We start from the raw sequence: 26018 nt of genomic DNA on the forward strand, positions 1-26018 counted from the left end.
ATGTCCGGGGTATAAATACTCCGGGGCCCAATGTATCAGTGGTGATAGGGATGAAGAGGAAAATTATCGCAGGCATTGGGGGGATTTTGGTTATAGTTCTGGCGGTCTTTTCTTTTCAGGGCGGCAAGGCATCTCAGGCAGAAACGACCGTTGTGCTGTATAACTCCGCCAAGATAGGTATCGTTGAGAAAACGCTGGAGCTGGAGCTCAAGGAGGGCATGAACGAGGTTCCCCTTGAGGAGCTGGCCGGCCTTAATATAGCCGAGGTGACGATAAGGCCGCTCGACGAGGGCGTTCAGGTTCTTGGGGTCTTCAGCAGAGGGTCGAAGGGCGACGTATACAGTGCCAACGTTGGAAGCGATGTCGAGGTCAGGCTGAGGAGCGGAGAGACCATAGCCGGAAAGTTCCTCGGCTTCAAGAACGGGAAGATAACCATCGAGGGTGACGGCTACTACCTCGTAAACCCGAGCGAGGTGGCATACTTCAAGGCCAAGAACCTTGAGGGGAAGGCGAGTGCCTACGCGGTTCTTCAGGCCGACAAGGCTGGGAAGTACAACGTGAGCATTATCTACCGCGTCTCCAACATGAGCTGGGAAAGCCGGTACAAGCTCTACATTGGCGATAACGCGAAGCTTTACGGATATATCATCCTCAACAACCCGACCGCGCAGGGATTCAAGGACGCGAAGGTTCTCCTGGTTGCCGGCGATGTCCAGCTGTATCAGAACGTCCCCCAGCCAAGGGTTCTCTATGCGATGGCCGAGAAGGGGGCAGACCAGGTCAGCGTCGGCCAGCCGGAGAAGATCGAGGCGTTCTATCTCTACAGGCTCGGTGTGGCCGACATCAACCCTGCCAGCACGATGATGTACCCCTACATAAGCTTCGAGGTTCCCTTCGAGCGGGAGTACCTCTACGAGAGCTGGCCGTACTCCGGCGAGGGGGCTGTATACGAGTCGATATCCTTCAAGACCGAGAAGGTTCTTCCGGCGGGGATAGTCGAGATATACAAGGAGTCCGATGACGGATCGCTCCTCATCGGCGAGAGGGCCATAGAGCACACTCCCGAAGGGGATACTCTCAGAATAGGCATCGGCAGGGACTACGACCTCAAGGGTAGCACGGTAGTTCTTGAGGAGAGGCACGACGACCGCTATGCATACTACAAGGTAAGGATCACCCTTGAGAACTTTGGAAAGGACGCCAAGACCGTCATAGTCAGGCACTACAAGTGGGGCAGGATTCTCGGCTCGAGCATCGAGCCCATTGACGAGACCCAGAACTACGTCGAGTTCAAGGTCACGGTTAACCCCGGGGAAAAGAAGGAGATAGTCTTTGACTACGAGAACCGCTATTAGCTCTTCCGGAGCGTTATCTCAAACCTCTTTTCTCCTTTTGACACGTCGAGAACGAGGCTTTTGTCGTAGTCTATGAACTTTGTGTTCAGTATCGCGTAGCCCTCACCCTGGAGGAACTCCGCCATTTTGAGGCCGAGGTCGTCGAAGAACTCCGCCGCCATAGTGGCCATGCTCGGCTCCTTTATGCCGAGCTCATCGTGATAGCGCCTCGCGAGCTCAAAAACATCCATGGTCACCACCGGATATAGTACTCACCGGGGAATAAAACGGTTGCGGTCGAAAGGCTTAAAGCGGGGCTGACCAAAGCCCCTAAAGTGAGTGCCATGGACGAAAAAACCCTCAAGAAGGGGGAGCGCTATTACAGGGCCGGAAAGGTGCTCTGGGTAGTCAAACATGGAGACAAGCTCTTCTCCAAGGTTCTTGGTACGTACCCCTACTACGTCGAGCTTGACCTCTCAACGGGCGAGAACCGCTGTACATGCCCCCTCGGTGGCGACTGCAAGCACGTTGCTGCGGTCATGAAAGCCCATGAGGGCGGCTTCTACTTCGAGAGCTTCGATAAACATGCAGGGCTCTTTCCTGAGGCGGTCGCCATGGAGTTCATGGCAGAGGTTCCGGAGCTGGCTCTCGACGTCACCCTCAAGGAGCTGAGGTTCTCCCTCAGCACGGATGAAAGCGGTAGTGAGGTCGCCAGACTCTTCAGGAGGGCTCTGAAGCTCGTCAGGATGACGGGCAAAACGGAGGCACTCCATGTCCTTGAGGAAACGCTTGCGGAATACAGGCACGTCTTCAGCGACTACGAGCTTTCGGCAAAGCTTGAGGATGAGCTCAGGGAGCTTGAGGCGACCATCTAAAAACCCTTATAAATCCCCCTAACACCAAATAGGAACTTAGAGGGTGAGAAAATGAAGGCGATTTATCGCGAGATGTGCCCGAACTGCCTCGGTAAAATCTCCGATGAAAGGCTGTACATCAAAAATCCATGCAATGAGTGCCTTGACGAAACCGTCCACGCTGACTCTTATTTTGACCTCGTCACGGCGGTTAGAAACGCTCTCCAGCTCAGGGGTACCCTCAAGGAGTGGGAGAGGATATATGGCCTTGAGAGGGGCCTTAGAGAAATCGAGGCCTTCTTTGAGAAAGCCACCGGCTTCACCTTCTGGAGCGCGCAGAGAACCTGGGTTAAGAGACTTCTAAAGGGCAGGAGCTTCTCGATCATAGCCCCCACCGGAATGGGCAAGAGCACCTTCGGGGCGTTCATGGCCGTATGGCATGCCACAAGGGGAAAGAAGAGCTACATAGTTGTGCCCACCACCCCGCTGGTGATTCAGACCGTCAAAAAGCTCCAGGCGATAGCCGAGAGGGCGGGTGTGGAGATAAACCTTGCCTACTACCACGGCAACCTCCGGAAGAAGGAAAGAGAGGAGATGCTGGCCAAAATCCAAAGCGGGGACTACGACATTCTCGTCACCAGCGCCCAGTGGCTCGCCAGGAAGTTTGATGAAGTACTGAAGGGCAGGCGCTTTGACTTTATCTTCGTTGACGATGTCGATGCGTTTCTCAAGGCCAGCAAGAACATAGACCGCTCCCTTCTCCTCCTCGGCTTCAATGAGGAGATAATAGAGAAGGCGTGGGAGATAATCCGTCTGAAAAAGCAGATGTCAAAGTACCTGAACGGCCGCGCTCAGGACAGGGAGGAAAGGCTCAAGGAACTGAACGGGAGCATAGGAAAAATCCAGCGCGAAATCGAGGAATTCAAGGCCAAAAACAGCGTCGGGATAATGATAATCGCTTCCGCCACCGGCTCGGCGAGGGGCGACAGGATAAAGCTCTACCGTGAGCTGCTCGGCTTCGAGGTTGGAAGCGGAAGAAGTGCCCTCAGGAACGTCGTTGACAGCTACCTGAAACCGAGCAGGGACATCAAGGAGCACGTCGAGGAACTCCTTAAGAGGCTCGGGAAGGGAGGCATAATATTCACGCCGATTGATCAGGGCCTGACCTACGCCGAGGAGCTGGCCAGCTATCTTCGCGAGAGGGGCTTTGCCGTGGAGCTGGTGAGCTCAAGAAACAGGAAGTCCATCGAGAAGTTCGAAAACGGCGAGGCCGATTACCTCATAGGCTCGGCCACCTACTACGGCTCCCTGGTCAGGGGCCTTGACATGCCTCACCTAATCCGCTACGCGGTCTTTACCGGCGTTCCCAAGTTCCGCTTTTCGATAGACCTTGAAAGGCCGACCATCTACCGCGCCCTCGGCCTCCTCAGCGAGATAATGGAGTTCCTGAGCGACGAGGACAGGAAGCAGGCCGAAAAGATGCACGCAAGGCTGAGGCGGCTTATAAGGAACATTCCACAGTTCGAGCTCCTCAAGATAGAGGAGGCTCTGGCTGAGGGGCTTCCAATAGAGAACGGCTTCCACAACCACGTCCTCGGCGTTTTCCGTGAGTTGGTAGAGTTCCTGAGGCGGGTTCTCAGGGACGAAGAAGTTCTCAGGAGACTCGCGGAGGACCCATTCATCAGCCTGAAGGAAGAGGGGGGCAAGTGGTACATTGAGATTCCCGACGTCAGGACGTACATCCAGGCAACGGGAAGGACGAGCAGGCTGTTCGCCGGCGGAATCACCAAGGGACTGAGCGTGCTAATAGTTGACAACGAGAAGGTCTTCAACGGTCTCCTCAGGCAGATGCGCTGGCGCTTCACCGAGTTCAAGATGGTGCCCTTCGAGGAGCTGGACATCGACGAGGTTCTGAGGCAGATAGATGAGGACAGGGAAAAGGTTCGCCTCGTTATGGAGGGCAAGATAAGCGCCAAGGTCAAAGACCTGGTCAAATCTGCCCTCATGATAGTGGAGAGCCCGAACAAGGCCAGGACGATAGCCAACTTCTTCGGCCAGCCCAGCAAGACGAGGATAGGGGATTTAGTTGCCTACGAGGTCAGCATAGGAAATATGATGCTGACCATCCTTGCGAGCGGCGGGCACATGTTCGACCTCGTGACGAACGAGGGCTATCATGGTGTTCTGGTTGACGAGAAAGACGGCATGCTGAGGTTCATTCCCATCTACGACACCATAAAGCGCTGCCGCGACTGCGGCCATCAGTTCGTTGACTGGGAGGAGAGGGGCGTATGCCCTCGCTGTGGCTCTACCAACGTCCGCGACGCCCTTCAGAACGTTAAGGCGATGCGCGAGATAGCCCAGGAGGTCGACGAGATACTCATAGCGACGGACCCGGATACGGAGGGTGAAAAGATAGCCTGGGACATAAGAAACGTGCTCAGCCCGTACACGCCGAACATCAAACGCATAGAATTCCACGAGGTCACGAGGCCGGCAATAATGCGCGCCATCCAGGAGGCGAGGGACGTCAGCGAGGGCCGCGTTAACGCCCAGCTCGTCAGGCGCATAGAGGACAGATGGATAGGCTTCGAGCTGAGTCAGGAGCTTCAGCGCGTCTTTGAGAACCGCAACCTATCCGCCGGGAGAGTTCAGACGCCGGTTCTGGGATGGGTGATTGAGAGGTACAAGGAGTTCACCGAGAGCGAGACCTACTTCATGGGCCTGAAGCTGGAGAACGACCTCCAGATAACCGTGGAACTGGGAAAGGACGGTAAAAACGTTGAACCGCCCGAATATGTTACTGTCGAGGACGTTCATCTTGAAGAGCGCGAGCTCAACCCGATGCCGCCCTACACGACCGACGCCATGCTGAAGGACGCTTCGACCTTCCTCAAGCTCTCGGCGCCCGAGACCATGAGGCTGGCGCAGGATCTTTTCGAGCTCGGACTGATCACCTACCACCGTTCCGACAGCACCCACGTCAGCAACACGGGAATAGAGATAGCGAAGGAGTACATCACCCAGGAGGTTGGTGAGGAGTACTTCAAGCCGAGGCCCTGGGGCGAGGAGGGAACCCACGAGGCCATAAGACCAACCCGGCCGATAGATACGGGCAGGCTCATGCAGCTCATCCGCGATGGTATTATCCAGCTCCCCAAGAACCTCACCCGGAACCACTACCGGCTCTACGACATGATATTCAGGCGCTTCATGACGAGCCAGATGAAGGCGGCGAAGATACTCCACGAAAAAGCCGTTATTAACGCGGGCGTTGGAAAAACCGAGATAGAGGGCTACGTTGAGGTAATTGAGGACGGGTGGACCAAACTGAGGAGCCCGCCCTTCAGACGGCTCCCGCGGCTTGAGAAGGGGGCGAAGCTGAGGGTCGTGGAGTCCAAGAAGTGGAAGGCGCCGAAGGTTTCCCTCTACACCCAGGGAGACATAATCGCCCTGATGAAGGAACGCAAGATAGGAAGGCCCTCAACCTATGCCAAGATCGTCCAGACACTGCTCCAGCGCTACTACGTCATCGAGACCCGTGGAAGGAAGAAGCTGGTGCCCACCGAGCAGGGCATCAAGGTCTACCACTATCTCATAAGTAAATATAAAGAACTGGTTAGTGAGGAGAAGACCCGGGAGCTTGAGGAGCTAATGGACAGGATCGAGGAGAATAAGATTGACTATCAGGAGGTTCTCAGGAGACTCCACGAGGAGATAAGGGAGTACCTGGCATGAGGTTCACTTTTCACACTGTTTCCAATCTTTTGGTGCTAACTTTAAATTATGTCGATTTGATGGATTGAAGGATACTTAATTTATTAAAAATTCAGCAATGGCATCACGATGGGTTCTGTTTGTTTATTATTTGCCGTTCGTTTAGTGCCCTAGTGGCCGCTATAAATTTTGCTTCCCAGTAAAACCAAAAATTTTAAAATTTATCTAGTAGTAATGCCTTTGTATATCCATGCAACGGCAATAATATCCAGCGAAGTCATCTTTGAATAATCTTCGGAGCATAACCAGGGACACTAACGACCTATGGAAAAAATTTATATGGGATGAAATCCAAACAAAAAATAGAAAATTGGGTGGTGGTAAGAATGGTTAAGGACAGGATGGTAGAGCTCCTTCAGGAGCACTTTGAGTTGAACCTCTACGAGGCAAGGGCGTACGTGGCACTGGTCGGCTTTGGCGTCCTCACTCCGGCGGAGCTGGCCAGTGTTTCCGAAGTTCCGGCTCCAAGAACCTACGACGTCCTCAGGAGCCTTGAGAAGAAGGGCTTTGCCATTAGCCAGCCGGGCAAGGTCAACAAGTACAGGCCGGTTCACCCGCAGAACATCCTTGAGAAGTTCATTGAGGAGTGGCAGGAGCGCGTTGCCGAGGAGCTTGAGGCCAAGAAGAAGGCGAAGGAGGAACTCCTTGAGCTTATGAGCCCGCTCATCGAGACCGAGATTCCGAAGTATGGCGTTGAGAAGGTCTGGGTCGTCCGCGGAATAAGGAACGCCACCCTCAAGACCAAGGAGATGTTCGAGGAGGTCAAGGAGCAGATACTCCTCGCCGACGACGGCTACATCGCCATCAACCTTGAGAGCGACATCATAAAGGCCATCGACAACGGCGCCAAGGCCAGGATAATCGTCACCGAGAACGTCTACCACAGGCTCAGCGCTTCCAAGATACTCGACTACTACAAGGCCGGCAAGCTTGAGCTCAAGGTCATCGACAAGCTTGAGCTTCCGATGCTCATCTGCGACGACGAGGTCTTCTTCGCCCTTGAGGACATGGCGGCAAGGTACTTCAACTACGAGACCCAGATATGGATCAAGGACTTCCGCGTTAAGGCGCTCTTTGAGGGCAAGTTCAACGAGTACTGGGAGAAGGCCAAGAAGGCCTGATGCCCCTTTCTTTCCTTTCGTTTGTTGATCGTCCGCGTTTCTTTGACACGTGGAGAAAAGAAAAGGGTTCAGACGTACTTGAACTCTTCCTCGGCCTCGCTGGTCTCTTTAATCTTCCAGAAAAGCTTCCCTTCCTTCTGATAGCTCTCTACCTTGCCCTGCTCGACGAAACGGAGAAGGTAGCGCCGCACCTCCATCGCGGGAAGCTTAGTGATTTCAACTATCTCCTCGATGGTCTTGGGACCATCCTCCAGAGCCTTAAAAACCCTGACGTTCTTCATTCTCCTCCCTCCAGTTTCCGGTATCTTTCCAACAGTTCTATTATCTTCTCCATTGCCCTTAAGTGTTTCTCAAGCTCGTCTATCTCATCGGGGAGGGAGTTTGCCAGCTCGTTCAGCTTCTCCAGGAGACGCTCCTCAACACCTTTCCTTTCGGCCATTCTCTGTCTCTTCCTGTGCTCGCATATCGGACAGAAAACCCTGCCGTCCTTCTCGAAGAGCGGTGAGCCGCACTTGGGGCAGTGCTTGTCGAGCATCTTCGCCCCCGACAGCATAAGTGGCATGAGGACGGTTCTCATCTCCTCCTCGGTTGGGCCCTTGAGCGCCATCGAATCACCCCGTCAGGAGCTGGAACACCTCAACGAAGGCCTTTTTGCCCAGCCGCGAGCGGCGGATTTTATCCGAAACCTCGGCTATGTCGAAGGCTATTATCTTGAAGTTCTTTTTTATACCCTCCAGAACCTCAAGGAGCTCATCGAGTGTAAGCTCGCCGTGCTGGAAGCGGGCTATCCGGTACTCCGGGCGGAGAACGTCGAGGTCAACGGTCAGGTATATCTCTTCCCCCAGATACTTCTTCGTCTCTGCAATCACATCATCGAGGGAGTTGGTCTGGAGGTTGGGGTAGGCCCTCCACTTCCCGCGGACTTTCCTGCTCCTAAGCAGGGCCGGGAATATCTTGACCCTTCTGGTCCAGAGCTGGGTTCTTTCGGTGGTCGGTATCATGAGAACAGGTGCGAGAACTGCGGCCCGGTTTATCTTGCGCTCCTCCAGGGCGTAAGCCAGCCACGAACCGTGGTCGAGGTAGTCGTGCATCAAATCTGTGTGTGCATCGACGCTCAGCAGGGAGGCCGGTTGGAGTTTTTCGATTATCCCGTACGTTGCGAGGTGCTCCCCAACTATGTAGGCGTTGTCCAGGGGTATGCGCTCGGAGAGGAGCTCAACCCTGCTGGACTCGACTATCATGTAGTCTTCAAGAAGCTTGTTCCTCCTGAGAAGCTGCAGAACGTAGAGAACACCGTCCCTGTTGGGTTTCTCGCCGAAGGGGATGAAGGTTACCATTGATTCCACCCATCGGGAGTTGCCGCTTCACTTTTTAAACCTTGGTGGAAATGATTGACATAATTTTGTTAAATTTTGACGCCAAAGTTTAAAAAGTAGCCCCATAAGATTAAAACGAAAACTCCTTGGAGGCGAGGGGATGATACTTCAGGTCGCTCTTGACTTGACTGACATTGAACAGGCCATTTCTATCGCGGAGAAGGCCGCCCGTGGCGGTGCCCACTGGCTGGAGGTCGGAACGCCGCTCATCAAGAAGGAGGGCATGCGCGCGGTTGAGCTTCTCAAGAGACGCTTCCCGGACAGAAAGATCGTCGCCGACCTTAAGACCATGGACACGGGGGCTCTGGAGGTCGAAATGGCAGCAAGACACGGTGCCGATGTCGTTTCTATTCTCGGTGTCGCCGATGACAAGACGATAAAGGATGCCGTCGAGGTTGCAAGGCGCTATGGAATCAGGGTCATGGTTGATCTAATAGGCGTTAAGGACAAGGTCAAAAGGGCCAAGGAACTTGAAAAGATGGGCGTTCACTACATCCTCGTCCATACGGGCATAGACGAACAGGTTCAGGGCAAAAGCCCGCTGGAAGACCTCGAAAAGGTCGTCAAAGCCGTCAGCGTTCCGGTTGCGGTCGCTGGCGGACTGAACCTTGAGACGATCCCGAAGGTCATCGAGCTGGGCGCCACCATCATCATAGTCGGCGGTGCCATAACCAAGGCAGAGAACCCCGAGGAAGTCACCAGGAAGATAATCGACCTCTTCTGGGGAGAGTACATGATGACGATAAGGAAGGCCATGACCGACATAGTCGACCACATAGGCAACGTCGCGGAGAAGCTCAAGATAGAGCAGGTTCGCGGCTTCGTCGATGCCATGATTGGGGCGAACAAGATATTCATCTACGGCGCTGGAAGGAGCGGCCTCGTGGGCAAGGCCTTCGCGATGAGACTCATGCACCTTGACTTCAACGTTTACGTCGTCGGTGAGACCATAACGCCAGCCTTCGAGCCAGGTGACCTCCTCATAGCCATCAGCGGTTCCGGTGAGACCAACAGCATCGTCGATGCCGCTGAGATAGCCCGCAAACAGGGGGGTAAAGTGGTCGCGATAACCTCCTATGCCAACTCGACCCTAGGAAAGCTCGCCGACGTGGTCGTTGAGATACCCGGAAGGGCCAAGACCGACATCCCGACGGATTACATAGCACGCCAAATGCTCACCAAGTACAAGTGGATAGCACCGATGGGCACTCTATTTGAGGACTCCACTATGATATTCCTTGACGGCATCATAGCCCTCCTCATGGCCACCTTCCAGAAGACCGAAAAGGATATGAAGAAGAAGCATGCGACCCTTGAGTAAGGGGTCGCCATGCAGTCTTTTACCCATCTTTTTGTTGGAATAGGGAACACGGGAGCGCGGATAGTCAACAGCATAACGGCCGACGGTGTGGTCAAGGTAACCGTGAATCCCGCGTACTACCTTCTCCCCCACTCCGGCAGATACGAGGAGCGGCTCAGGAACTTCTTTTCCAGCCTCCCCGAAAACACTTTCCTCTGGCTGGTCTTCGATGACAAGGACATAAACCACGAGCTCAGAGAAATAATAATCGACAGCGTCCCCAATGACACGATAAAACTCGCATACGTTTTGACGCCCAGGAAGGAACTCGTCGTTGAGGAGAAGCCCCAGTGGGCCTCGGACTTTGAGACGGTGTTCTATGATTCCCTCTGGGACTTCTTCGAGGACGAGAACGCCTCCCTGTCAACGGCGTTTGAGGAGGCATCGAAAAACATCGCCGCCATGTTCTCCAGGCTATACTACTACCTTGAGACTCAGATGCTCGTCAACATAGACTACGCCGACCTGTTCAACATGATCCGCGGTGGCAACGTCGGAATCCTCCGCCTCCTCAGGGAGGTTGACTTCGGATGGCACTGGGGCATCTGGGACAGGGGGCTTGTGGGAATCCTCGTCGGTAGGGAGTTCCCCTTGAAAGACGCCCATGGAATACTCGGGAACTTCCAGGAGATACTGGCAGAGAAGGACATTATCTGGGGCGTCGTGATGGACGATAGCCTCACCAGAGAGGTCGAGATACTGGCACTCCTGGTCAAGAGGTGGTAAAATGAAGGCGGTTCTCTTCGATATAGACGGGACGATACTAACGGAAATGCCGCTCATTCAGCTCTTCCTTCCCCAGGTTTATGACAAGCTCTCCAGGAAGTTTGGAATCAGCAGGGACGAGGCCAGGGCACAGTTCCTGAACGAGATCTTTGGAAGGCGGGACACTTACGACTGGCACGACTGGAACTTCTTCTTCAAGCTCTTCGACCTGGATCTGAAGTATGAGGAACTGCTGAGGGCATATCCCCACAAGGTTCATGTTTACCCCGATACTCTGCCGACCCTGAAATGGCTCAAGGAGGCCGGGTACAAGCTCGGTGTTGTAACGAGCGGCCCGGAATACCAGCGGCTGAAGCTCAGGCTCGCTGGACTGCTGGACTACTTTGATGTCGTCGTTACCCGGGACGACGTCAACGCCATAAAGCCCGAACCCAGGATATTCCTCTACGCCGTTGAGAGCCTCGGCGTTGAGCCTTCAGAGGCAATTATGGTGGGTGATTCCCTCGGCCAGGATGTCTACGGTGCCAAAAACGTGGGGATGACCGCCGTGTGGATAAACCGGGAGGGCGAAAAGGGTTATAACATGGCCGATTACGAGATTAGAACCCTTCATGAACTGAGAAAGATACTGGGGGGATGGGAATGAAGGAAATATTTGACATAGAGGGCGTGTTTGTCAGGTATAGGGAGGAAAAGGTTGAGCTTGAAAACGGCCATGAGCTGACTCACAGGAGCGAAGAACCAACAGAACTGTGGTGGAAGCTCAAGGAGGCAATAAAGGGCAAACGGGTTAGAATAGTTGTCTATGAGGTTGAATGAGCATGATAGCACATGTGATCAACACCGACGTTGGGAACCGGGGGGTTCTCTGGATGTACCTCGGCTACCGCAGGGAAAACCCCAATTTTTTACATAATTCTGCAAGAATGTTTCTGGACAATTATGAGCGCGTCCTTCTGATAACCGGCTTCCCCATACCCCCCATGATGCGGGCGGAAACCGATGGCCCGCCGGGGACGCTCGCCATAGCAAAGGCAGTGGAGACCCTGGGGGGGCGGGCGGAGATACTAACGTACCCTGAGGTAAAGGAAGCCCTGGAGCCGTTCCGCCTCAGCTTCACGGACGAACCGGAGATAGACAACTATTCCCTTGTTATAGCGGTGGAGACCCCCGGGAGGGCAAGGGACGGGAAGTACTACTCCATGAGCGGCCTTGAGATAACCCGGGAGACCTTTGACTGGGCGGTTTTGAAGGCAAGGGAGCTCGGAGTGCCCACGATAGGGATAGGGGACGGCGGTAACGAGGCAGGCATGGGGAAAATCAGAGAACTCGTGGAAAAATACGTGCCCCTGGGAAAAAAGATAGCGAGCGTCGTCGAGACAGACGAGCTCATCCTTTCGGCAGTTTCCAACTGGGGGGCCTATGGACTTGTCGCTCAGGCCTCGGTGGAATTCGGCCGGAAACTACTCCCGGACTGGGACGAGAGGACGATAGTCAGGATAACGTCAAAGCTCGGGCTCATAGATGGGGTCTCCAAAGCTCCAACCCCAACGGTCGATGGAATAGGCCTCGACGTCCACGAGGGAATCGTTGAACTTTTAAACGCCTTGGTGAATGAGGCGCTAAGGTGATGGAATGAGGCTCGGTGAATTCATAACCAACGAGGAAAGTCTCCGTATAATAGAGAGAACCCGAGAATACGCCAGGCACTTCTTTGAGCGGGAGGGAACCCACGGCTTCAGTCACGTCGAGAGGGTTTTCAACCTCTGTATGCACATCGGGCGGGAGGAAGGGGCCGACCTGGAAGTTCTGGCACTTGCCGCGCTCCTCCACGACGTTGCCAGGCCGCTGGAGAGCGCCGGAAAAGTCAAGGATCACGCCCTTGAGGGAGCTAGGATAGCGAGGCAGTACCTCCGGAGCCTTGGCTACGCGGAGGATAAAATCGAGGCAGTTGCCCACGCAATAGAGGCCCATCGCTTTTCCCGTGGCCCCGAGCCGAAAACTTTGGAGGCCAAGATTCTCAGCGACGCCGACAAGCTTGACGCTATCGGCGCGATAGGTGTTGCGAGAGTCTTCATGTACTCGGGCGAGCACGGCAGGGACATTGAGGCCTCTCTGAGGCACTTCGAGGAGAAGATACTGAAGCTCAAAGACCTGATGTACACCGAAACAGCGAAGAAGATGGCCGGGGAGAGGCACCGCTTCACCGAGGAATTCATCGAGCGTATAAGGAGTGAAATAGAGGGCGAAATCTGAACTTCCTCCCGTTCTTTCCCCCATAATAAGGTTTTTAAATGACTTTCAGAATTAAGGGTTAGCCCTTTAAGTTCATTCTTCAGGCAAGGGAGGTGAGGAGATGAAGGCGCCAATCTGTGAGGTGTGTTTGAAGACCGACGACATTCTGTGCCCGGCCGACGAGAAAAAACTTCAGGAAGGGGTTATATCCGAACTGGATGTTAAGGTCGCGAGACTCCTGTACCAGCTCATCGGTGACGCTGATGTTGAGTTTAAGAGGGCCGTCGAGGCAGGTGACCTGATAGTCATAATGGTCGGGGAAGGCGACGTTCCGATAACCATCGGGAAGGGCGGTAAGAACATAAAGGCCCTCATGAGGGAGCTTGGAAAGAGGATACGCGTTATTGAGGCCGTTGACGTCAAGGGAACCGAGGACGTTAAGAAGCTCGCCACCGACCTTCTCTACCCTGCCGGGGTCTTTGGCGTTAACATCGTCTACAAGCCCGGCGGTGGAACCTACTACAAGGTTCTCGTGCTCAACAGGGACAGAAGGAAGCTCCCCGAAAAGGGTGACGTGCTTGAGAGCATACTTTCCCAGATAGCAGGGGAGGATGTTAAGATAAACTTCATCTGATCTCTTTTTCCTTATGGAGGTTTTGGGGATGTACCGGACGCACTATTCAAGCCAGATTACTGAAGAGCTGAACGGTCAGAAGGTTAAGGTTGCCGGATGGGTCTGGGAAATCAAGGATCTCGGTGGAATAAAGTTCCTCTGGATAAGGGACAGGGACGGCATAGTCCAAGTCACCGCCCCCAAGAAGAAGGTCGACCCGGAGCTGTTCAAGCTCATACCCAAGCTGAACGCCGAGGACGTTATAGCCGTTGAGGGCGTGGTGAACTTTACCCCGAAGGCGAAGCTGGGCTTCGAAATCCTTCCGGAGAGGCTTGAAGTGCTCAGCAGGGCGGAGAGCCCGCTCCCGCTCGACCCGACTGGAAAGGTGAAGGCAGAGCTCGACACGAGGCTCGACAACCGCTTCATGGACGTCAGAAGGCCCGAGGTAATGGCGATTTTCAAGATACGTTCCAGCGTCTTCAAGGCAGTCAGGGATTTCTTCCACGGTGAAGGCTTCGTTGAGGTTCACACCCCGAAGATAATCGCCACCGCCACCGAGGGCGGAACCGAGCTCTTCCCGATGAAGTACTTCGAGAAGGACGCCTTCCTTGCCCAGAGCCCGCAGCTCTACAAGCAGATAATGATGGCCACCGGCCTCGACAGGGTCTACGAGATAGCCCCCATCTTCCGCGCAGAGGAGCACAACACCACCAGGCACCTCAACGAGGCCTGGAGCATCGACGCCGAGATGGCGTTCATAGAAAACGAGGAGGAGGTCATGAGCCTCCTTGAGAGGCTCGTTGCCCACGCCATCGAATACGTCCGCGAGCACAACGGGAGGGAGCTTGAAGTCCTTGGATTCGAACTTGAGGAACCGAAGCTGCCCTTCCCGCGCGTCACCTACGATAGGGCCCTTGAGATACTCGCCGACCTCGGAAAGGAAATCCCCTGGGGCGAGGACATAGACACAGAGGGGGAGAAGCTCCTCGGAAAGTACATGCTCGAAAACGAAAACGCGCCCCTATACTTCATCTACCAGTACCCCAGCGACGCAAAGCCGTTCTATATAATGAAATATGAGAACAGGCCCGAGATCAGCCGCTCCTTCGACCTTGAGTACAGGGGAATAGAGATAACCTCGGGCGGCCAGAGGGAGCACAGGGTTGACGTCCTCATCGAGCAGATCAGGGAGAAGGGGCTCAACCCAGCCAGCTTCGAATTCTACCTCAAGGCCTTCCGTTACGGAATGCCCCCGCACGGCGGTTTCGGTCTCGGTGCGGAGAGGCTGATAAAACAGATGCTCGACCTCAACAACATAAGGGAAGTCATCCTGTTCCCAAGGGACAGGAGAAGATTAACACCGTAACATCTTTATATCACCTTTTCCTTTTGGTGATTAGTTAACTACTCTTTGGAGGCTGGAGATATGAAAAAGGTAGCCGCTTTAATCCTGCTGGGCCTGATGATTTTCTCCCTGACACCCATGGTGCACCTAGTAAAATCCGCAGGCGTGCCAGAATCCGCCAGTATATCAGGTGTTTCCCTTGGTCTTGGCGATAAGGCAGTTCTGGGGCCCTTTGAGGTTCAGTTTGTCGACGTTAACCCCAACTGGAGCAAGATCTATCTCCAGGTCGACGGTCCTCAGGGGCCTCTAAGGTACGTCGTCAGTCAGGACGGGTACCTCCTCTACCCGTCGAGCGCGAACGTTTACCTCAACGTGAGCTTGGTGTGGATTAGGTACGATACCAAGTCCATACTGCTGGAGCTTCAGTCCCCTCTCCAGAAGGTTCTTTCGGATAAGAACTTGGTCGTGGGGGATGAGATAACCCTTCCCGAGGGCTTTCCCCAGATTAAAATAAAGCTGACCGCGGTTTCCGGTGACACTGCATCCTTTAAGGTCACCATGCCCTACGGAGACGTGTACACGCTGACCATAGACAAGGGCTCGGCAGGAAGCGTGAGGTACAAGCTCGACGATACCCACTCCTACTCCAACTACCTCTCCATAGAAGTCACGAACACCGTTAACAACGGGGCGACGATAAACGTCTACGTCCCAAAAATCGCGTCCACGAACTTCCAGATCGTCAAGAAGGGCGGCGAGGTTAACCCGCCCGAGCAGGTTGAGACCGTTCTCCTCTACAACGACCTACTCTACGTTAACGAGAAGCTTCCTTTAACTGTTGACAACACCACCTACTACATCAAGCTCGTCTCCACGATTCCCGACGTCGTTAAGGTCGAGGTTCTCAGGGGTAGCAGCAGCCTCGGCACGATGCTCCTCGAGGTGGGGGACGAGCCGAAGAACGTTCCCAACGCACCCCTCAAGCTCTCAGTCCAGAACGTCGAGCCAGACTACAAGAGAGCCGTCATCAGGGTTTACGGTCCGGCCGGTGCACAGGTGACTCCTATACTGAGGCAGGCCAACGTTATTGCTAAAATCGACGCTGTTCCGAAGGCGATACTCCTCAATGACAACCTCGTTGTCACGATAAACGTCCAGAACCTTGGAAGGGGAGACGCCTACGACGTGAGCGTTGCCGCGCCGATACCCAACGACTTTGAGCTCGTGAGCATGACCAAGACCTGGACCCTCAAGACGTTCCCTGCTTTCACCAGCATGCCGGCGCTCATCTACGTTCTCAAGCCCACAAAGGTTGGTGAGTTCGAGATTGGAAAGGCCATCGTTACCTTCTACGACGACAAGAGCCTTGAGACCGGAAAGAAGAGGACCATATACTCCCCGATTCTCAGCGGCATCAAGGTTTACAGCATACCTGCCATAGACGTCACCGCCCAGGCTTACAACGGCACCTGGGCCGACTACGTGGGTGCAAAGGTGGGCGATACCGTCAAGGTCAAGTTCACCATCTCCGCCGGCGAGGGCAACCCCGACTATGAGTTCGTGACGAACGCCACGCTCCTCCTCGACCTCCCTGCCAGTCTCGATGGACAGTCCTCGATCAAGATAGGAACCATTAAGGCCGGGGAAACCAAGACGGTTCAGGTAGACCTGACGGTGCTGAAGGAAAGCCTCACCAATGTAAGGGCGACGCTCGTCTACCTCGACCCGCTCGGAAACGAGCACAGGCTTGAACTCGGCAACCTCATCACGATCAACAGCATCCCGCCCAAGGTGGTCGTTGAGGAGGTTAAGGTCTGGCCAACTCCCGAGGAGCTTCCGGGCTACGTCAACCAGACCCTGGCCAAGATGAGCGACCCCACTCCCCTCGCGGAGGAACTCAAGGGCATAGCCGAGGTGTACAGTCCGACGGGCAACCCCTGGAAGCCGCTCGCTATACTATTCATTATAGTGGCCTTTGTGCTCGCGGGTGTCACCTACAAGTACTGGGACGAGTCTGAGAAGCTCAAGGAGAAGCTTGAGAGGAAGAAGAGCAGGCGCCCAGGAGGGCTGCCCAAGAAGACCGAGGAAGGGGAAAAGGAGGGCACCGAAATAGTTGAACTCTGACCTCTCTTTTCCTTAAATTTATAAGTTCCTTTTCTCACTTCCATCGGGATGGACGATGTTCAGGTACAAGCAGGTCATAGTTGCCAGGAAGGATTTAAAGCTCAGCAAGGGCAAGTTTGCCGTCCAGGTGGCACACGGGGCTGTTACCGCTGCCCTCAAGGCCCAGAAGGAAAAGTCCGAGTGGTTCAGGGCATGGTTCCATGAGGGGCAGAAAAAGGTCGTCGTCAAGGCCGAAAACGAGAGAGAGCTCTTCGAACTGAAGGCCCAGGCGGAGAAACTCGGCATCCCAACGGCGCTCATCAGGGACGCTGGCCTAACCGAGATTCCGCCGGGAACGGTAACGGTTCTGGCGCTCGGCCCTGCCCCGGAGGAGCTCGTCGACAAAGTTACCGGCCATCTGAAGCTGGTGTGAGCCATGGACTACCGTGAGTTCTTTTCTCAGTTCAGGTACCTGAGTGAAAGGCCAGGTATTGGTGGGAGAATAAAGGTCTATCCCGAGGATTTTGTGGTGATTGAGGATCCCCTGCCCTCGATTTTAGAGGGCAGGAAGCACGCAATCTTCCTGCTCAAAAAACGAAACTGGGACACGATGAGCGCGGTGAAGGAGATAGCGAAGCGTGCGGGGATTAGCCACCGGGACATCGGCTTTGCCGGGACGAAGGACAGGCACGCCGTGACGTATCAGTACATAAGCGTGCCTGCGGGGGCAAAGGAGACGGTTGAGAACCTCCGGATAAGGGACATAGAGCTTCGCTTTGTTTCCTACGGCCGCTTTATAAAACTCGGCCACCTCCTTGGAAACCGCTTCAGGGTAATCGTGAGGGATGTCGATGAAAATGCCTTCGAGCGGAGCAGGGATGTAATCGGGGAGTTGCGCGTTAAAGGCGGCTTTCCGAACTACTTCGGCTACCAGCGCTTTGGAGAGAAGCGCGTTACGAACCACCTGGTCGGAAAGCTCCTCCTCAGGGGAGACTTTGAGAACGCAGCGAGGCTCTTCCTCGGCGCTCATAGTGGTGAGATGGAAGGCGACGAGGCCAGGAAGCACTTCTGGGAGACGGGCGATGTTGAGAGAGCGTTGGAGGAGTTTCCAAACTTTCTGCGCTATGAGAGGACTCTCCTCTACCGCTATAGGGAGACCGGGAGCTGGAGGAAGGCATTCCTCTCACTCCCCCTCCCGATAATGCGCATCTTCATCCACGCGTACCAGAGCTACCTCTTCAACCTCTACGTCTCAAGGCGCATCGAGGAGGGCCTGCCCCTCAACGAGGCCCTCGTTGGGGACATCGTCGTTCAGGTGAAGGAAGGCATCCCCTACCGCGATAGAACGTACCGCGTCACTGAGACGAACATTGACTTTGTAAACGAGAAGATACGGCACGGCCAGGCGGCGGTCAGTGGCCCGCTCTTCGGCTTTGCGGTGAGGAGGGCGGGAGGCATTCCGGGGGGGCTTGAGGAAGAGATTCTTGAAGAGGAAGGCCTGACGGTTGATGCCTTCAGAAAGCTCCCGAAGCCGATGGCCGAGCCTGGCGGTAGGAGGGAGCTCCTGATTCGTCCCATTGGCATGACCTACGGCTACATCCCGGAAACGGGCATGTGTTTCCGCTTCTTCCTTCCAAAAGGGGTCTACGCGACCAGCGTGCTCAGGGAGATAATGAAGGACCACTGAATTGCCGCCAAAACGTCAAAAAAACTTTTTATCCGGGTGCCTTCTATCATATTGTTGCGTCTCAGAGGTGGCACATGATGAGGATTAGAGCTATTTCACTTGATGTGGACGGCACAATAACGTATCCTGATAGGAGGATGCACGAGGAAGCCCTCAGGGCCATACGGCTGGCCGAGAGTCTTGGCGTTCCAGTAATGCTGGTCACTGGGAACTCCGTGCCGTTCACCGAGGCCCTGGCCATAATGATAGGCACCAGCGGGCCGGTGGTGGCCGAGGACGGTGGGGCGCTGTCCATAAGGGACGGACGGCTGAGGAGGAGAATCTACCTGACGAAAATGGACGAGGAGTGGATCCTCTGGAGCGAGGTGAAGAGGCGTCACCCCGAGGCGGTCATGAGCTTTTCGATGCCGGAGCGGAAGGCCGGCCTCGTGATCCTGAGGACCATCCCCGTCGAAGCAGTGAGGGACATAATAGCCGAGCTCGGACTTAACCTCGTCGCCGTTGATTCAGGCTTCGCGATACACGTCAAAAAGCCGTGGATAAACAAGGGGACTGGAATAGAAAAGGCCTGCGAGGTGCTCGGAATAGAGCCCGGAGAGGTCGCCCACATCGGGGACGGTGAGAACGACCTCGATGCCTTCCGTGTCGTTGGCTATCGCGTCGCCGTTGGTCAGGCACCGGAGGGTCTGAAAAGGGAGGCCGACTACGTGACGGAAAAGACCTACGGCGAGGGGGGAGCGGAGGGAATCCTCCACGTGCTGAGGAAGTTCGGTCATCTCGGTGAGGCCGATGAGGATACGCTTGGCGACCCTTAACGACGTTGGGGGAATAGTTGCACTCCACACTGCCGGTGAGAGGCTTAAAGGCGACATTTACGAGCGCTATACCATGGGCGGGCCATGGATGTCGGCTGAGACCTGTGCGATCCACCTCAACAACCTCCTCCTCGATGGCCAGCTCGTCGCCGTCGCCGAGCTAGACGGTGCCATCGTCGGCGAGGTCGAGGTTCTCTTTTCAGAGGAACCCATTGGTGGAAGGGTCAGGCGGATAGGGCATATCGACGTTATCGAGGTTCACCCGGACTACCGGGGCAGGGGCATAGGGAGGCTTCTGATGGAGTTCGTTGAGGAGGTTGCAGAGGAGCGGAAGGTTGAAATGCTGACGGTTCAGCCGGATAAAGATGCCGAGGGCTTCTACAGAAAGCTCGGCTTTAATCTTGAGGTTTTCAGGGGGACAACCGTGTGGGTTCCGGTGAGGGGAAGAGGAACCGTGGAGCCTTTGACGTTCGGCTGGGAGGATGTTAAAAATCTTGAACTGGTTGCTGGCAGATTTCAGAGCTCCTACAGCATGTTCTTCTCGGCATTCAAGGACAACATCGCCGGGATTCACTACACCGTCGAATCCGGGAAGAGCGGAGGCTCGTACTATGTGCTGAAGAATCTTCCCGGGAGAGAGGGTGTTGCGCTCGTACTCTGGGGCACGATGGAGGACTTGAAGGCCGTTCTCGGGAGGGCAAAGGTTCTCGGGTTTGAGCGGGTTCTGACGCTCTTGCCGGGTGACGTTGAGAGCTTCGGTGCTGAAAAGGTGGGAAAGATTAAGATGCTCGCGAAGGAGCTCACCTGAGGAACTCCATGGCGAGGGCAACTTCCATCGCCGTTCCGAGATGGAGGACGTCCTCGTCAACGTCGAACCTCGGGTGGTGGTGCGGGTAGATTATCCCCTTTTCCTCGTTGTATATTCCGAGCGTCAGGAACGCCCCCGGGACTTTCTGGAGGTAGAAGGCAAAGTCCTCCGCACCCATGGTTGGTTCGACGTCGTCGTGTCTCAGTCCGTACTTCCCGGCCACGTTCCTGGCGAATTCTGCCATCTTACTGTCGTTAACGGTCGGAGGAACGAGCTCTTCTATGGACAGCTCGTAGGAGGCTCCGTGTGCCCTTGTGACGCCTTCGAGTATCTCTCCCATGCGCCTCTGGATCAGCTCGCCTATCTCATGCTTGAAGAACCGTATCGTCCCCTTCATCTCGACCTCCTCAGGGATCACGTTGAAGGCCGTCCCGGCGTGCAAGGCAGTGACGCTGACCACCCCGGTCTCAATCGGGGGGACGTTTCTGCTCGCTATGGTCTGGAGTGCGAGTATGGTTTCCGCCGCTATCGGAATCGGGTCAACAGTCTGGTGAGGAGATGCCCCGTGACCGCCCTTTCCGATTATCTTTGCCGTGAATATTCCAGCACCGGCCATGAACGGGCCTTCTCTTATGCCTATCACTCCGCTGGGCATGTCGATCCACACGTGGAGGCCGAACACCGCGTCCACTCCTTCGAGTGCCCCGCCCTCGATCATTTTCACCGCTCCGTTGCCACCCTCTTCCGCCGGCTGAAAGATGAGCCTCACCCTGCCGTTGAGCTCGTGGACGTGCTCCGAGATTATCTTTGCAGTCCCGAGGAGCATGGCAGTGTGTGCGTCGTGTCCACAGGCGTGCATCTTTCCAGGAACGCGGGACTTGTAGGGGACCTCGTTCTCCTCCTGAACGGGAAGGGCGTCCATGTCCGCCCTGAGGGCTATCGTCTTCCCTCCCTCTCCGATGTCCGCTATTATTCCGGTTCCGATGCGCTTTATCCTGTACCCCCATTCGCGGAGGTGCTCCTCCACGATCCCCGATGTTCTTTCTTCCTCGTACTTAAGCTCGGGATACATGTGGAAGTCCCTTCTCCAGGATACTATCTCCTCCCTAATCTTCAGGGCTTCTTCAAGCGGGTTCATGGTCTCACCTAGACTGAAAATCGTAAAACTCCCATATTAACTTTTCGATATCCGTCTAAATGAACCAAAAAATTTATAAACCCACCCTGATAGGTGATTACGGCGTCGATGGGAGTGGGCCGGTAGCTCAGCCTGGTATGAGCGCCGCCTTGGCAAGGCGGAGGCCCCGGGTTCAAATCCCGGCCGGTCCACCATCCCTGGGTTGGGCCCGTGGTCTAGACTGGTTATGACGCCACCCTGACAAGGTGGAGGTCCGGGGTTCGAATCCCCGCGGGCCCACCATATCAACCCTTTACTGGTCAAAGTGAGTATCCTTTCTCAAAGCAAGTCCTTGAGTGGTTTCTCTTTAAGGTGTATTTGAATGTTGAGAATGCACGGGATAGAGGGCTTCAAAACTTCCGGCGAAGCTTTTCAAATTTTTATAGCTGGCAGAAATGTGTGATATTGTTCCTACAAGTTCAGAATTTAAGCGGTTATTTCAGTTTGCTCCTTGGTAAGTTTTCACGGTCAAAGTGCTAGAAGAACCCCGAGAATGAAGCTGAAACTGATGGAATAGAGGTTGATTTAATGTTAAACCTGTTAGAAAAGAGAATACATTATAGGGGTATTTGGTAGAAAATAAAAGAAAGACCAAAGACAGAGTTCCAGGAAATTCATCCTTCGGAGGCCGTGGAGCGCTCCAAGATTTCCTCGGCTTCTTTGAGGTACAGGAATGCTTTTCGCAGGTGTATGAATGCTTTTATGTTAGGTGCTGTTATCTGAATTTTTCCATCCCATGCAGCCTGCCATTCTCTCTCTGCCATGTTTCTGAGGGCTAATGCTCTGGAGAGCGTTTCGTTATCAATTCCAAGCTGAGAGGCCAGCTCATAACTCCTGTTAAACATAACGGTCAATCTCTTGTAGTTCACGTAATAGAAGCACGTCAAGCGAACAAAAATGGGTTCCCAGGTCCTTTGGGGAATACTTACCGTGAAATAAACTACCTCCGTTGAATTGATATTCTCTGCCGAGTCGTAAGCGTAGATTCTTACCCAATGATGCCCTCCCCCAATAATCACTGTCGTGTTCACATAGTACCGTCCGTCAAATATTAGTGTAATGTTGTGCTCTCCGTCAACCTCGGCCACTACCCTGCCTACCTTGAAGTTATCAGTAACATTAACCTTTATTAGTGTAATACTTTCTGGGTATGTCATGTTTTCAGGATACAGAATCTCGACCAGCGGTGGGGTTCTATCAACGTTCAATGCCAGAGGCAGGTAATCTATGTTAAGACTGTTGATGATGAACGGCTCATCACATATTCCATCACCATCTGCATCGGCACACGTCTCACTGAATCCAGTCCCATTGGGCTTAAGCCAGGCGTTTCCACCTATATATGGACCACCGATTATGTTTGTTCCGGGAGTTTTCGTTGTGTTCCAGAAGTTTTGAGAGCTGTCGTCAAATCTGACATTAACTGTATTGTTGAAGATGTTGTCATAGATGGTGTTACCGCTTGACTGTTTGATGCGTATTCCACCGTGATAGGCGCTATCAGCCAGGTTGTTGCTGTATATGTGGTTATGAGCTACGATGTTTCCTCCTTTGTAAAAGAGGAGGATTCCTGAATACGTATTGAATGATATAGTATTGTTCATTATGACGTTATTCCCGCTTTGAACGTCCATTCCAGATGCTCCTGAGTGAGTTATTATGTTCCCTATTATCCTATTGGAACCATAATCAAATAGAGCCAGTCCTGTACTTCCGGAATTTTCGATTGTGTTGTTGATTATGGTATTTTCCTTGCCTGTCCCATACAGTCTAATCCCCGTATATGCGTGGGAGATTGTATTTCCCGAAATTGTATTGTAGCTTGAGCTCGAGATAGATATGGCATAAGTTGAATCCTTTATCATGTTGTTTGCTACTGTGCAGTTGTTTGAAGAGGGATCCATGAGAATCCCAAAAGTATTGCTTACGATAGTGTTGTTCACTATATTGAGATTAAATACCGGGCCGGACAGAATACCAACATACCAATCCGTAAGATTTACATTCATCACAGTAACGTTCTTTGCATTATGCACAATAATTCCGTAATCCGTTCCCACACCATCCCCATCAATTATGTGTCCTGCTCCATCTAATATCACGTTGTTTGCGTTAATTTTTATTGCATAGTACGTTCCATAGGTACCTGGATCAAAGTCACTGACGCTGACGTTTAGGATATAGTATCCTGGGGTCGTTATGTTGTAGGGTAAGGTATTGATATAGACAGGCAACGCCTCAAACTGATATTTATCAATATAGAATCCATAAAAGTGAAGTGAAACATCGGAGACCAATCTAACTTTTACAACACTCCCATTAACCCATGGCGTCCAAACATCGTTTCCGCTTCCAGTGTATGTTGCAATTGTATTGTTGTTTTCATCCAAGATGTAAATGGAATCATATCCTAGCTCCGTTTCATACTTAACAAAATGCAGACGGATTGCATTGGCATTTGGCTGTTCTATTGTCCAAGTATAGTTGTAGTTGTTTGGATACGGGTGGGGAGATTCAATTACATAACTAACCTCAAATACCACTGCTTTTGCCGTTCCCCCTATACCGACAAATGTCAAAATCGCCAATAATACGAGCACTCTTCTCATCTCGATCTCCCTCCTCCTATAAAATTTGAAGCCTCCAAGAACAGCATAATGATAGGGGGTAAACACTAAAGTGCATCTTCTGCTGTTCTTGGAGCATGCAACTCGTTTCAGCAATGAATGGATTATACTAAAAGCAAATATTTAATTGAAATATTTAAAAATTTTTTAAAGATTCATGGAAACGTTAACACTTAAAATTTAAGATTTATAAAGGAACAGCCTTTTAAATTTCAAGTTACCAGAAAATGCAGGAACACCTATTCTGGCCTTAAACATTTCACAGGACTTGAATCTTCAGAAACCTGTTTATCTAAACTAGACTAAATAGACATAATTAGTCCGGGAAAGGTTTATAAGACTCTCTCCCAACCAACCGTGAGGCGAGACCGGTGGGACGGGAGATAACAGAGGAAAAGCTTCAGAAGTACTTTAAAATCACCGCTGAAGCTCTGAAGACCCTTGAAATAGCGGTTCACGAGAAGAGCCTTTTAAGGAGCGTTGCAGAGGACTTCCTCACCATGGCGAGGAGCTATTTTGAGGACGCGAAATACTACTACGAGAAAGGCGACTACGTGACTGCCTTTGCCGCGCTCAACTACGCCCACGGTTTTATAGACGCAGGTGTAAGGCTGGGGGTCTTTAAGGGAGAGGACGACAGACTGTTTGCCTTTGGCTGAGGTGGGAGCTATGGGAGACTACGTGGTTGTTTTGGAGGCACCCATTATAGTGAGGGACGTCGAGACGAGCGAGGACGCGATAAACGTCGCGGTGAGCAAGGTGGCCAAAGCCCTCAACAAGGAGAAGCTCGACTTTGTGCGTGTTGAAATCGGCTACTCCCAGTGTCCAGTTTGCGGTGCCCACTTCGAGAGCGCCTTCGTGATAGGGTCCGTGGGTCTGGTCGGAATGTATCTCACGATCAAGGTCTACAACGCCCAGACCATCGAGCACGCCGAGAGAATAGCCAAGGCCGTCATCGGGAAGGCCCTAAAGAAGGTTCCGCTCAAGGTCTACGAGATAAGGGAGCTTACCGAGGAGGAAGAAGGGAACGGGGTCGAGTTAGACTGACTGCATTTCTTCTCGATTTTCCTCCGGCGGCGTATCGAGGTAGACCCAGAGTGCACCAAGGCTGCTGAGCAGGTATCTCAGTCCCCCAACAATGAGCATCAGGAACAGAGCCCCAATGCCGAGATAGTTCTCGTACTCCAAGGCTGTCAGGGCCTCAAGGACCGCGAGTCCGAGCCCCAGTGTGAAGTATCCTCCGGGGTTGCCCTTTGCTATCCTCCATATCTCTCCAACAGGCCCTATTTTCTTCGTAAAGTAATACGCCGGAACTACAAGTGCAAAGGCTGGGGATGCAATGAGACCGGCTATGAAGCCTCCAAAGGGCCCTAAAAGCGCTATCGGTATGGCCAGGAGTATTAGCACCAGAATCATTGCAATGAAAACCAGTATCTCCGAAGCCACGAGTGCGGGAATTGACCGGAGTCCGGATAGCATCGATTCGAAGGGCCTCCTTTCGTTCCCCTCTGACAATTCAACGGCAAAATCCACCATTGCATAGCTGAACCAGAGAAGGGCCAAAAACACGAAGACAACGAAGACCACAAATGGGGGAAGTTCTCGCCGGAGGTTTTTCTTCGCATCCAGGTACTCATGGTGGGTGTCCCTGTAGACACTCAGCCCGTCCACAGTCACGGTTCGCTCATCGGGGCGGTAGTAGTTGTCGTTGCATCTCATGCCATGCGAGCCGAAGAATTCGGGATTGACGTCGAAAACGTTGTGGCACACTATGGCGTCGTTTTCTTGGGCCATCCTTTCTCTGATCTCCTTGAGCCTTGAATAATCCTGGAGGAAACCGCTGATAAACGGGAAAGGGAATACGTAGGTTACCAGCAGTGCTACGAAAAGCAGAGAGATGAACTTTCTATTTCTTAGTGTTGCTGATACATTTAGACTGACAGTTTTCATAGTTACATCAACTAATAGTATTAACATGGGGCTTTTAAGTTTTTCTTCTCCCCTCCAACAAAGCTTTTAAGCACTCACCAATCAATCAACGACATAACCGGTGGAGGTTT

The 26018-nt window shown here is 53.3% G+C and carries 26 protein-coding genes and 2 tRNA genes; 21 read left to right on the forward strand and 7 right to left on the reverse strand.

What is annotated here, in order from left to right:
* Positions 1 to 50 precede the first annotated feature (50 nt).
* Complete coding sequence (locus tag F7C11_RS05855; RefSeq protein WP_297091878.1) at positions 51 to 1355, forward strand: DUF4139 domain-containing protein; 1305 nt, start codon at positions 51 to 53, stop codon at positions 1353 to 1355.
* Here the strand turns inward: F7C11_RS05855 and F7C11_RS05860 are convergent.
* Positions 1352 to 1585, reverse strand: coding sequence for a hypothetical protein (locus tag F7C11_RS05860; RefSeq protein WP_297092275.1), 234 nt, complete (start codon positions 1583 to 1585; stop codon positions 1352 to 1354). The two genes, F7C11_RS05855 and F7C11_RS05860, sit on opposite strands and share 4 nt — an antisense overlap.
* A 93-nt stretch (positions 1586 to 1678) precedes the next feature.
* On the opposite strand from F7C11_RS05860, the gene F7C11_RS05865 reads away from it, so the two are divergent.
* From F7C11_RS05865 to trmBL2, 3 genes are all read left to right on the forward strand, one after another.
* Complete coding sequence (locus tag F7C11_RS05865) at positions 1679 to 2209, forward strand: SWIM zinc finger domain-containing protein (protein WP_297092276.1); 531 nt, start codon at positions 1679 to 1681, stop codon at positions 2207 to 2209.
* A 51-nt stretch (positions 2210 to 2260) separates the two neighbouring features.
* Complete coding sequence (rgy, locus tag F7C11_RS05870; protein WP_297091880.1) at positions 2261 to 5926, forward strand: reverse gyrase; 3666 nt, start codon at positions 2261 to 2263, stop codon at positions 5924 to 5926.
* 365 nt (positions 5927 to 6291) lie between these two features.
* Positions 6292 to 7086 carry an HTH-type transcriptional regulator TrmBL2 gene (gene trmBL2 / locus F7C11_RS05875; RefSeq protein ID WP_297092278.1) on the forward strand — a complete coding sequence of 265 codons (795 nt, stop codon included), beginning with the start codon at positions 6292 to 6294 and terminating at the stop codon, positions 7084 to 7086.
* 68 nt (positions 7087 to 7154) lie between these two features.
* Here the strand turns inward: trmBL2 and F7C11_RS05880 are convergent, their stop codons facing one another.
* The 3 genes from F7C11_RS05880 to F7C11_RS05890 are packed head-to-tail and all read right to left on the reverse strand — an operon-like array spanning position 7155 to position 8423.
* Positions 7155 to 7367: an ArsR family transcriptional regulator gene (locus tag F7C11_RS05880; RefSeq protein WP_297091882.1), complete on the reverse strand. Its 213-nt coding sequence runs from the start codon at positions 7365 to 7367 to the stop codon at positions 7155 to 7157.
* Positions 7364 to 7693 (reverse strand): Sjogren's syndrome/scleroderma autoantigen 1 family protein, encoded by a 330-nt coding sequence (locus F7C11_RS05885; RefSeq protein WP_297091884.1) that lies wholly within the window; start codon positions 7691 to 7693, stop codon positions 7364 to 7366. Before F7C11_RS05885 ends, F7C11_RS05880 begins: the two co-directional genes overlap by 4 nt.
* Before the next feature lie 4 nt (positions 7694 to 7697).
* Positions 7698 to 8423 (reverse strand): arginase family protein, encoded by a 726-nt coding sequence (locus F7C11_RS05890; RefSeq protein WP_297092280.1) that lies wholly within the window; start codon positions 8421 to 8423, stop codon positions 7698 to 7700.
* A gap of 139 nt (positions 8424 to 8562) precedes the next feature.
* Here F7C11_RS05890 and hxlAB point away from each other — a divergent pair, with 139 nt between their 5' ends.
* The 13 genes from hxlAB (at position 8563) to F7C11_RS05955 (ending at position 20154) form a co-directional block, all read left to right on the forward strand.
* Positions 8563 to 9783, forward strand: a complete 1221-nt coding sequence (hxlAB, locus tag F7C11_RS05895) for a bifunctional 3-hexulose-6-phosphate synthase/6-phospho-3-hexuloisomerase (protein ID WP_297091885.1) — start codon at positions 8563 to 8565, stop codon at positions 9781 to 9783.
* 9 nt (positions 9784 to 9792) lie between these two features.
* A complete protein-coding gene (locus F7C11_RS05900; protein WP_297091887.1) occupies positions 9793 to 10548 on the forward strand; it encodes a hypothetical protein in 756 nt (251 codons plus the stop codon).
* Between the two features lies 1 nt (position 10549).
* Positions 10550 to 11194 (forward strand): HAD family hydrolase, encoded by a 645-nt coding sequence (locus F7C11_RS05905; RefSeq protein ID WP_297091889.1) that lies wholly within the window; start codon positions 10550 to 10552, stop codon positions 11192 to 11194.
* Positions 11185 to 11367: a hypothetical protein gene (locus F7C11_RS05910; RefSeq protein ID WP_297092362.1), complete on the forward strand. Its 183-nt coding sequence runs from the start codon at positions 11185 to 11187 to the stop codon at positions 11365 to 11367. The genes F7C11_RS05905 and F7C11_RS05910 overlap by 10 nt, the downstream gene beginning before the upstream one ends.
* A 2-nt stretch (positions 11368 to 11369) precedes the next feature.
* Entirely contained in the window at positions 11370 to 12179 is an 810-nt protein-coding gene (locus F7C11_RS05915; protein WP_297091891.1) for a DUF4392 domain-containing protein, read from the forward strand.
* A 4-nt stretch (positions 12180 to 12183) separates the two neighbouring features.
* On the forward strand, positions 12184 to 12804 hold the full coding sequence (locus F7C11_RS05920; RefSeq protein ID WP_297091893.1) for an HD domain-containing protein: 621 nt from the start codon (positions 12184 to 12186) through the stop codon (positions 12802 to 12804).
* A 100-nt stretch (positions 12805 to 12904) separates the two neighbouring features.
* Positions 12905 to 13417 (forward strand): KH domain-containing protein, encoded by a 513-nt coding sequence (locus F7C11_RS05925; protein WP_297091895.1) that lies wholly within the window; start codon positions 12905 to 12907, stop codon positions 13415 to 13417.
* 28 nt (positions 13418 to 13445) lie between these two features.
* A complete protein-coding gene (gene aspS / locus F7C11_RS05930; RefSeq protein WP_297091897.1) occupies positions 13446 to 14762 on the forward strand; it encodes an aspartate--tRNA(Asn) ligase in 1317 nt (438 codons plus the stop codon).
* A gap of 60 nt (positions 14763 to 14822) precedes the next feature.
* The gene (locus tag F7C11_RS05935; RefSeq protein ID WP_297091899.1) at positions 14823 to 16865 is read left to right on the forward strand and encodes a hypothetical protein; all 2043 of its coding nucleotides are present in this window, start codon (positions 14823 to 14825) and stop codon (positions 16863 to 16865) included.
* Between the two features lie 55 nt (positions 16866 to 16920).
* Positions 16921 to 17277: a peptidyl-tRNA hydrolase Pth2 gene (pth2, locus tag F7C11_RS05940; protein WP_297091901.1), complete on the forward strand. Its 357-nt coding sequence runs from the start codon at positions 16921 to 16923 to the stop codon at positions 17275 to 17277.
* A 3-nt stretch (positions 17278 to 17280) separates the two neighbouring features.
* Positions 17281 to 18531, forward strand: a complete 1251-nt coding sequence (gene truD / locus F7C11_RS05945; RefSeq protein WP_297091903.1) for a tRNA pseudouridine(13) synthase TruD — start codon at positions 17281 to 17283, stop codon at positions 18529 to 18531.
* A gap of 77 nt (positions 18532 to 18608) precedes the next feature.
* Complete coding sequence (locus F7C11_RS05950; RefSeq protein ID WP_297091905.1) at positions 18609 to 19346, forward strand: phosphoglycolate phosphatase; 738 nt, start codon at positions 18609 to 18611, stop codon at positions 19344 to 19346.
* Complete coding sequence (locus tag F7C11_RS05955; RefSeq protein WP_297091907.1) at positions 19321 to 20154, forward strand: GNAT family N-acetyltransferase; 834 nt, start codon at positions 19321 to 19323, stop codon at positions 20152 to 20154. The genes F7C11_RS05950 and F7C11_RS05955 overlap by 26 nt, the downstream gene beginning before the upstream one ends.
* Here F7C11_RS05955 and F7C11_RS05960 read toward each other — a convergent pair.
* The gene (locus F7C11_RS05960; RefSeq protein WP_297091909.1) at positions 20147 to 21292 is read right to left on the reverse strand and encodes a M20 family metallopeptidase; all 1146 of its coding nucleotides are present in this window, start codon (positions 21290 to 21292) and stop codon (positions 20147 to 20149) included. The two genes, F7C11_RS05955 and F7C11_RS05960, sit on opposite strands and share 8 nt — an antisense overlap.
* 116 nt (positions 21293 to 21408) lie before the next feature.
* Here F7C11_RS05960 and F7C11_RS05965 point away from each other — a divergent pair.
* Both F7C11_RS05965 and F7C11_RS05970 read left to right on the forward strand, forming a co-directional pair.
* Positions 21409 to 21486 (forward strand) — tRNA-Ala (locus tag F7C11_RS05965).
* Positions 21487 to 21496: 10 nt separating this feature from the next.
* A tRNA-Val gene (locus F7C11_RS05970) sits at positions 21497 to 21574 on the forward strand.
* Between the two features lie 371 nt (positions 21575 to 21945).
* On the opposite strand, the gene F7C11_RS05975 is transcribed toward F7C11_RS05970, so the two are convergent.
* Positions 21946 to 23940, reverse strand: coding sequence for a NosD domain-containing protein (locus F7C11_RS05975; RefSeq protein WP_297091911.1), 1995 nt, complete (start codon positions 23938 to 23940; stop codon positions 21946 to 21948).
* Positions 23941 to 24329: 389 nt separating this feature from the next.
* Here F7C11_RS05975 and F7C11_RS05980 point away from each other — a divergent pair, with 389 nt between their 5' ends.
* A complete protein-coding gene (locus F7C11_RS05980; protein ID WP_297091914.1) occupies positions 24330 to 24617 on the forward strand; it encodes a DUF357 domain-containing protein in 288 nt (95 codons plus the stop codon).
* Between the two features lie 10 nt (positions 24618 to 24627).
* Complete coding sequence (locus F7C11_RS05985) at positions 24628 to 25005, forward strand: DUF555 domain-containing protein (RefSeq protein ID WP_088864306.1); 378 nt, start codon at positions 24628 to 24630, stop codon at positions 25003 to 25005.
* On the opposite strand, the gene F7C11_RS05990 is transcribed toward F7C11_RS05985, so the two are convergent.
* Positions 24997 to 25908 carry a hypothetical protein gene (locus F7C11_RS05990; protein WP_297091921.1) on the reverse strand — a complete coding sequence of 304 codons (912 nt, stop codon included), beginning with the start codon at positions 25906 to 25908 and terminating at the stop codon, positions 24997 to 24999. The genes F7C11_RS05985 and F7C11_RS05990 overlap by 9 nt on opposite strands.
* Positions 25909 to 26018 lie beyond the last annotated feature (110 nt).

The organism is Thermococcus sp. (assembly GCF_015521605.1).
Classification (GTDB): Archaea; Methanobacteriota_B; Thermococci; order Thermococcales; family Thermococcaceae; genus Thermococcus.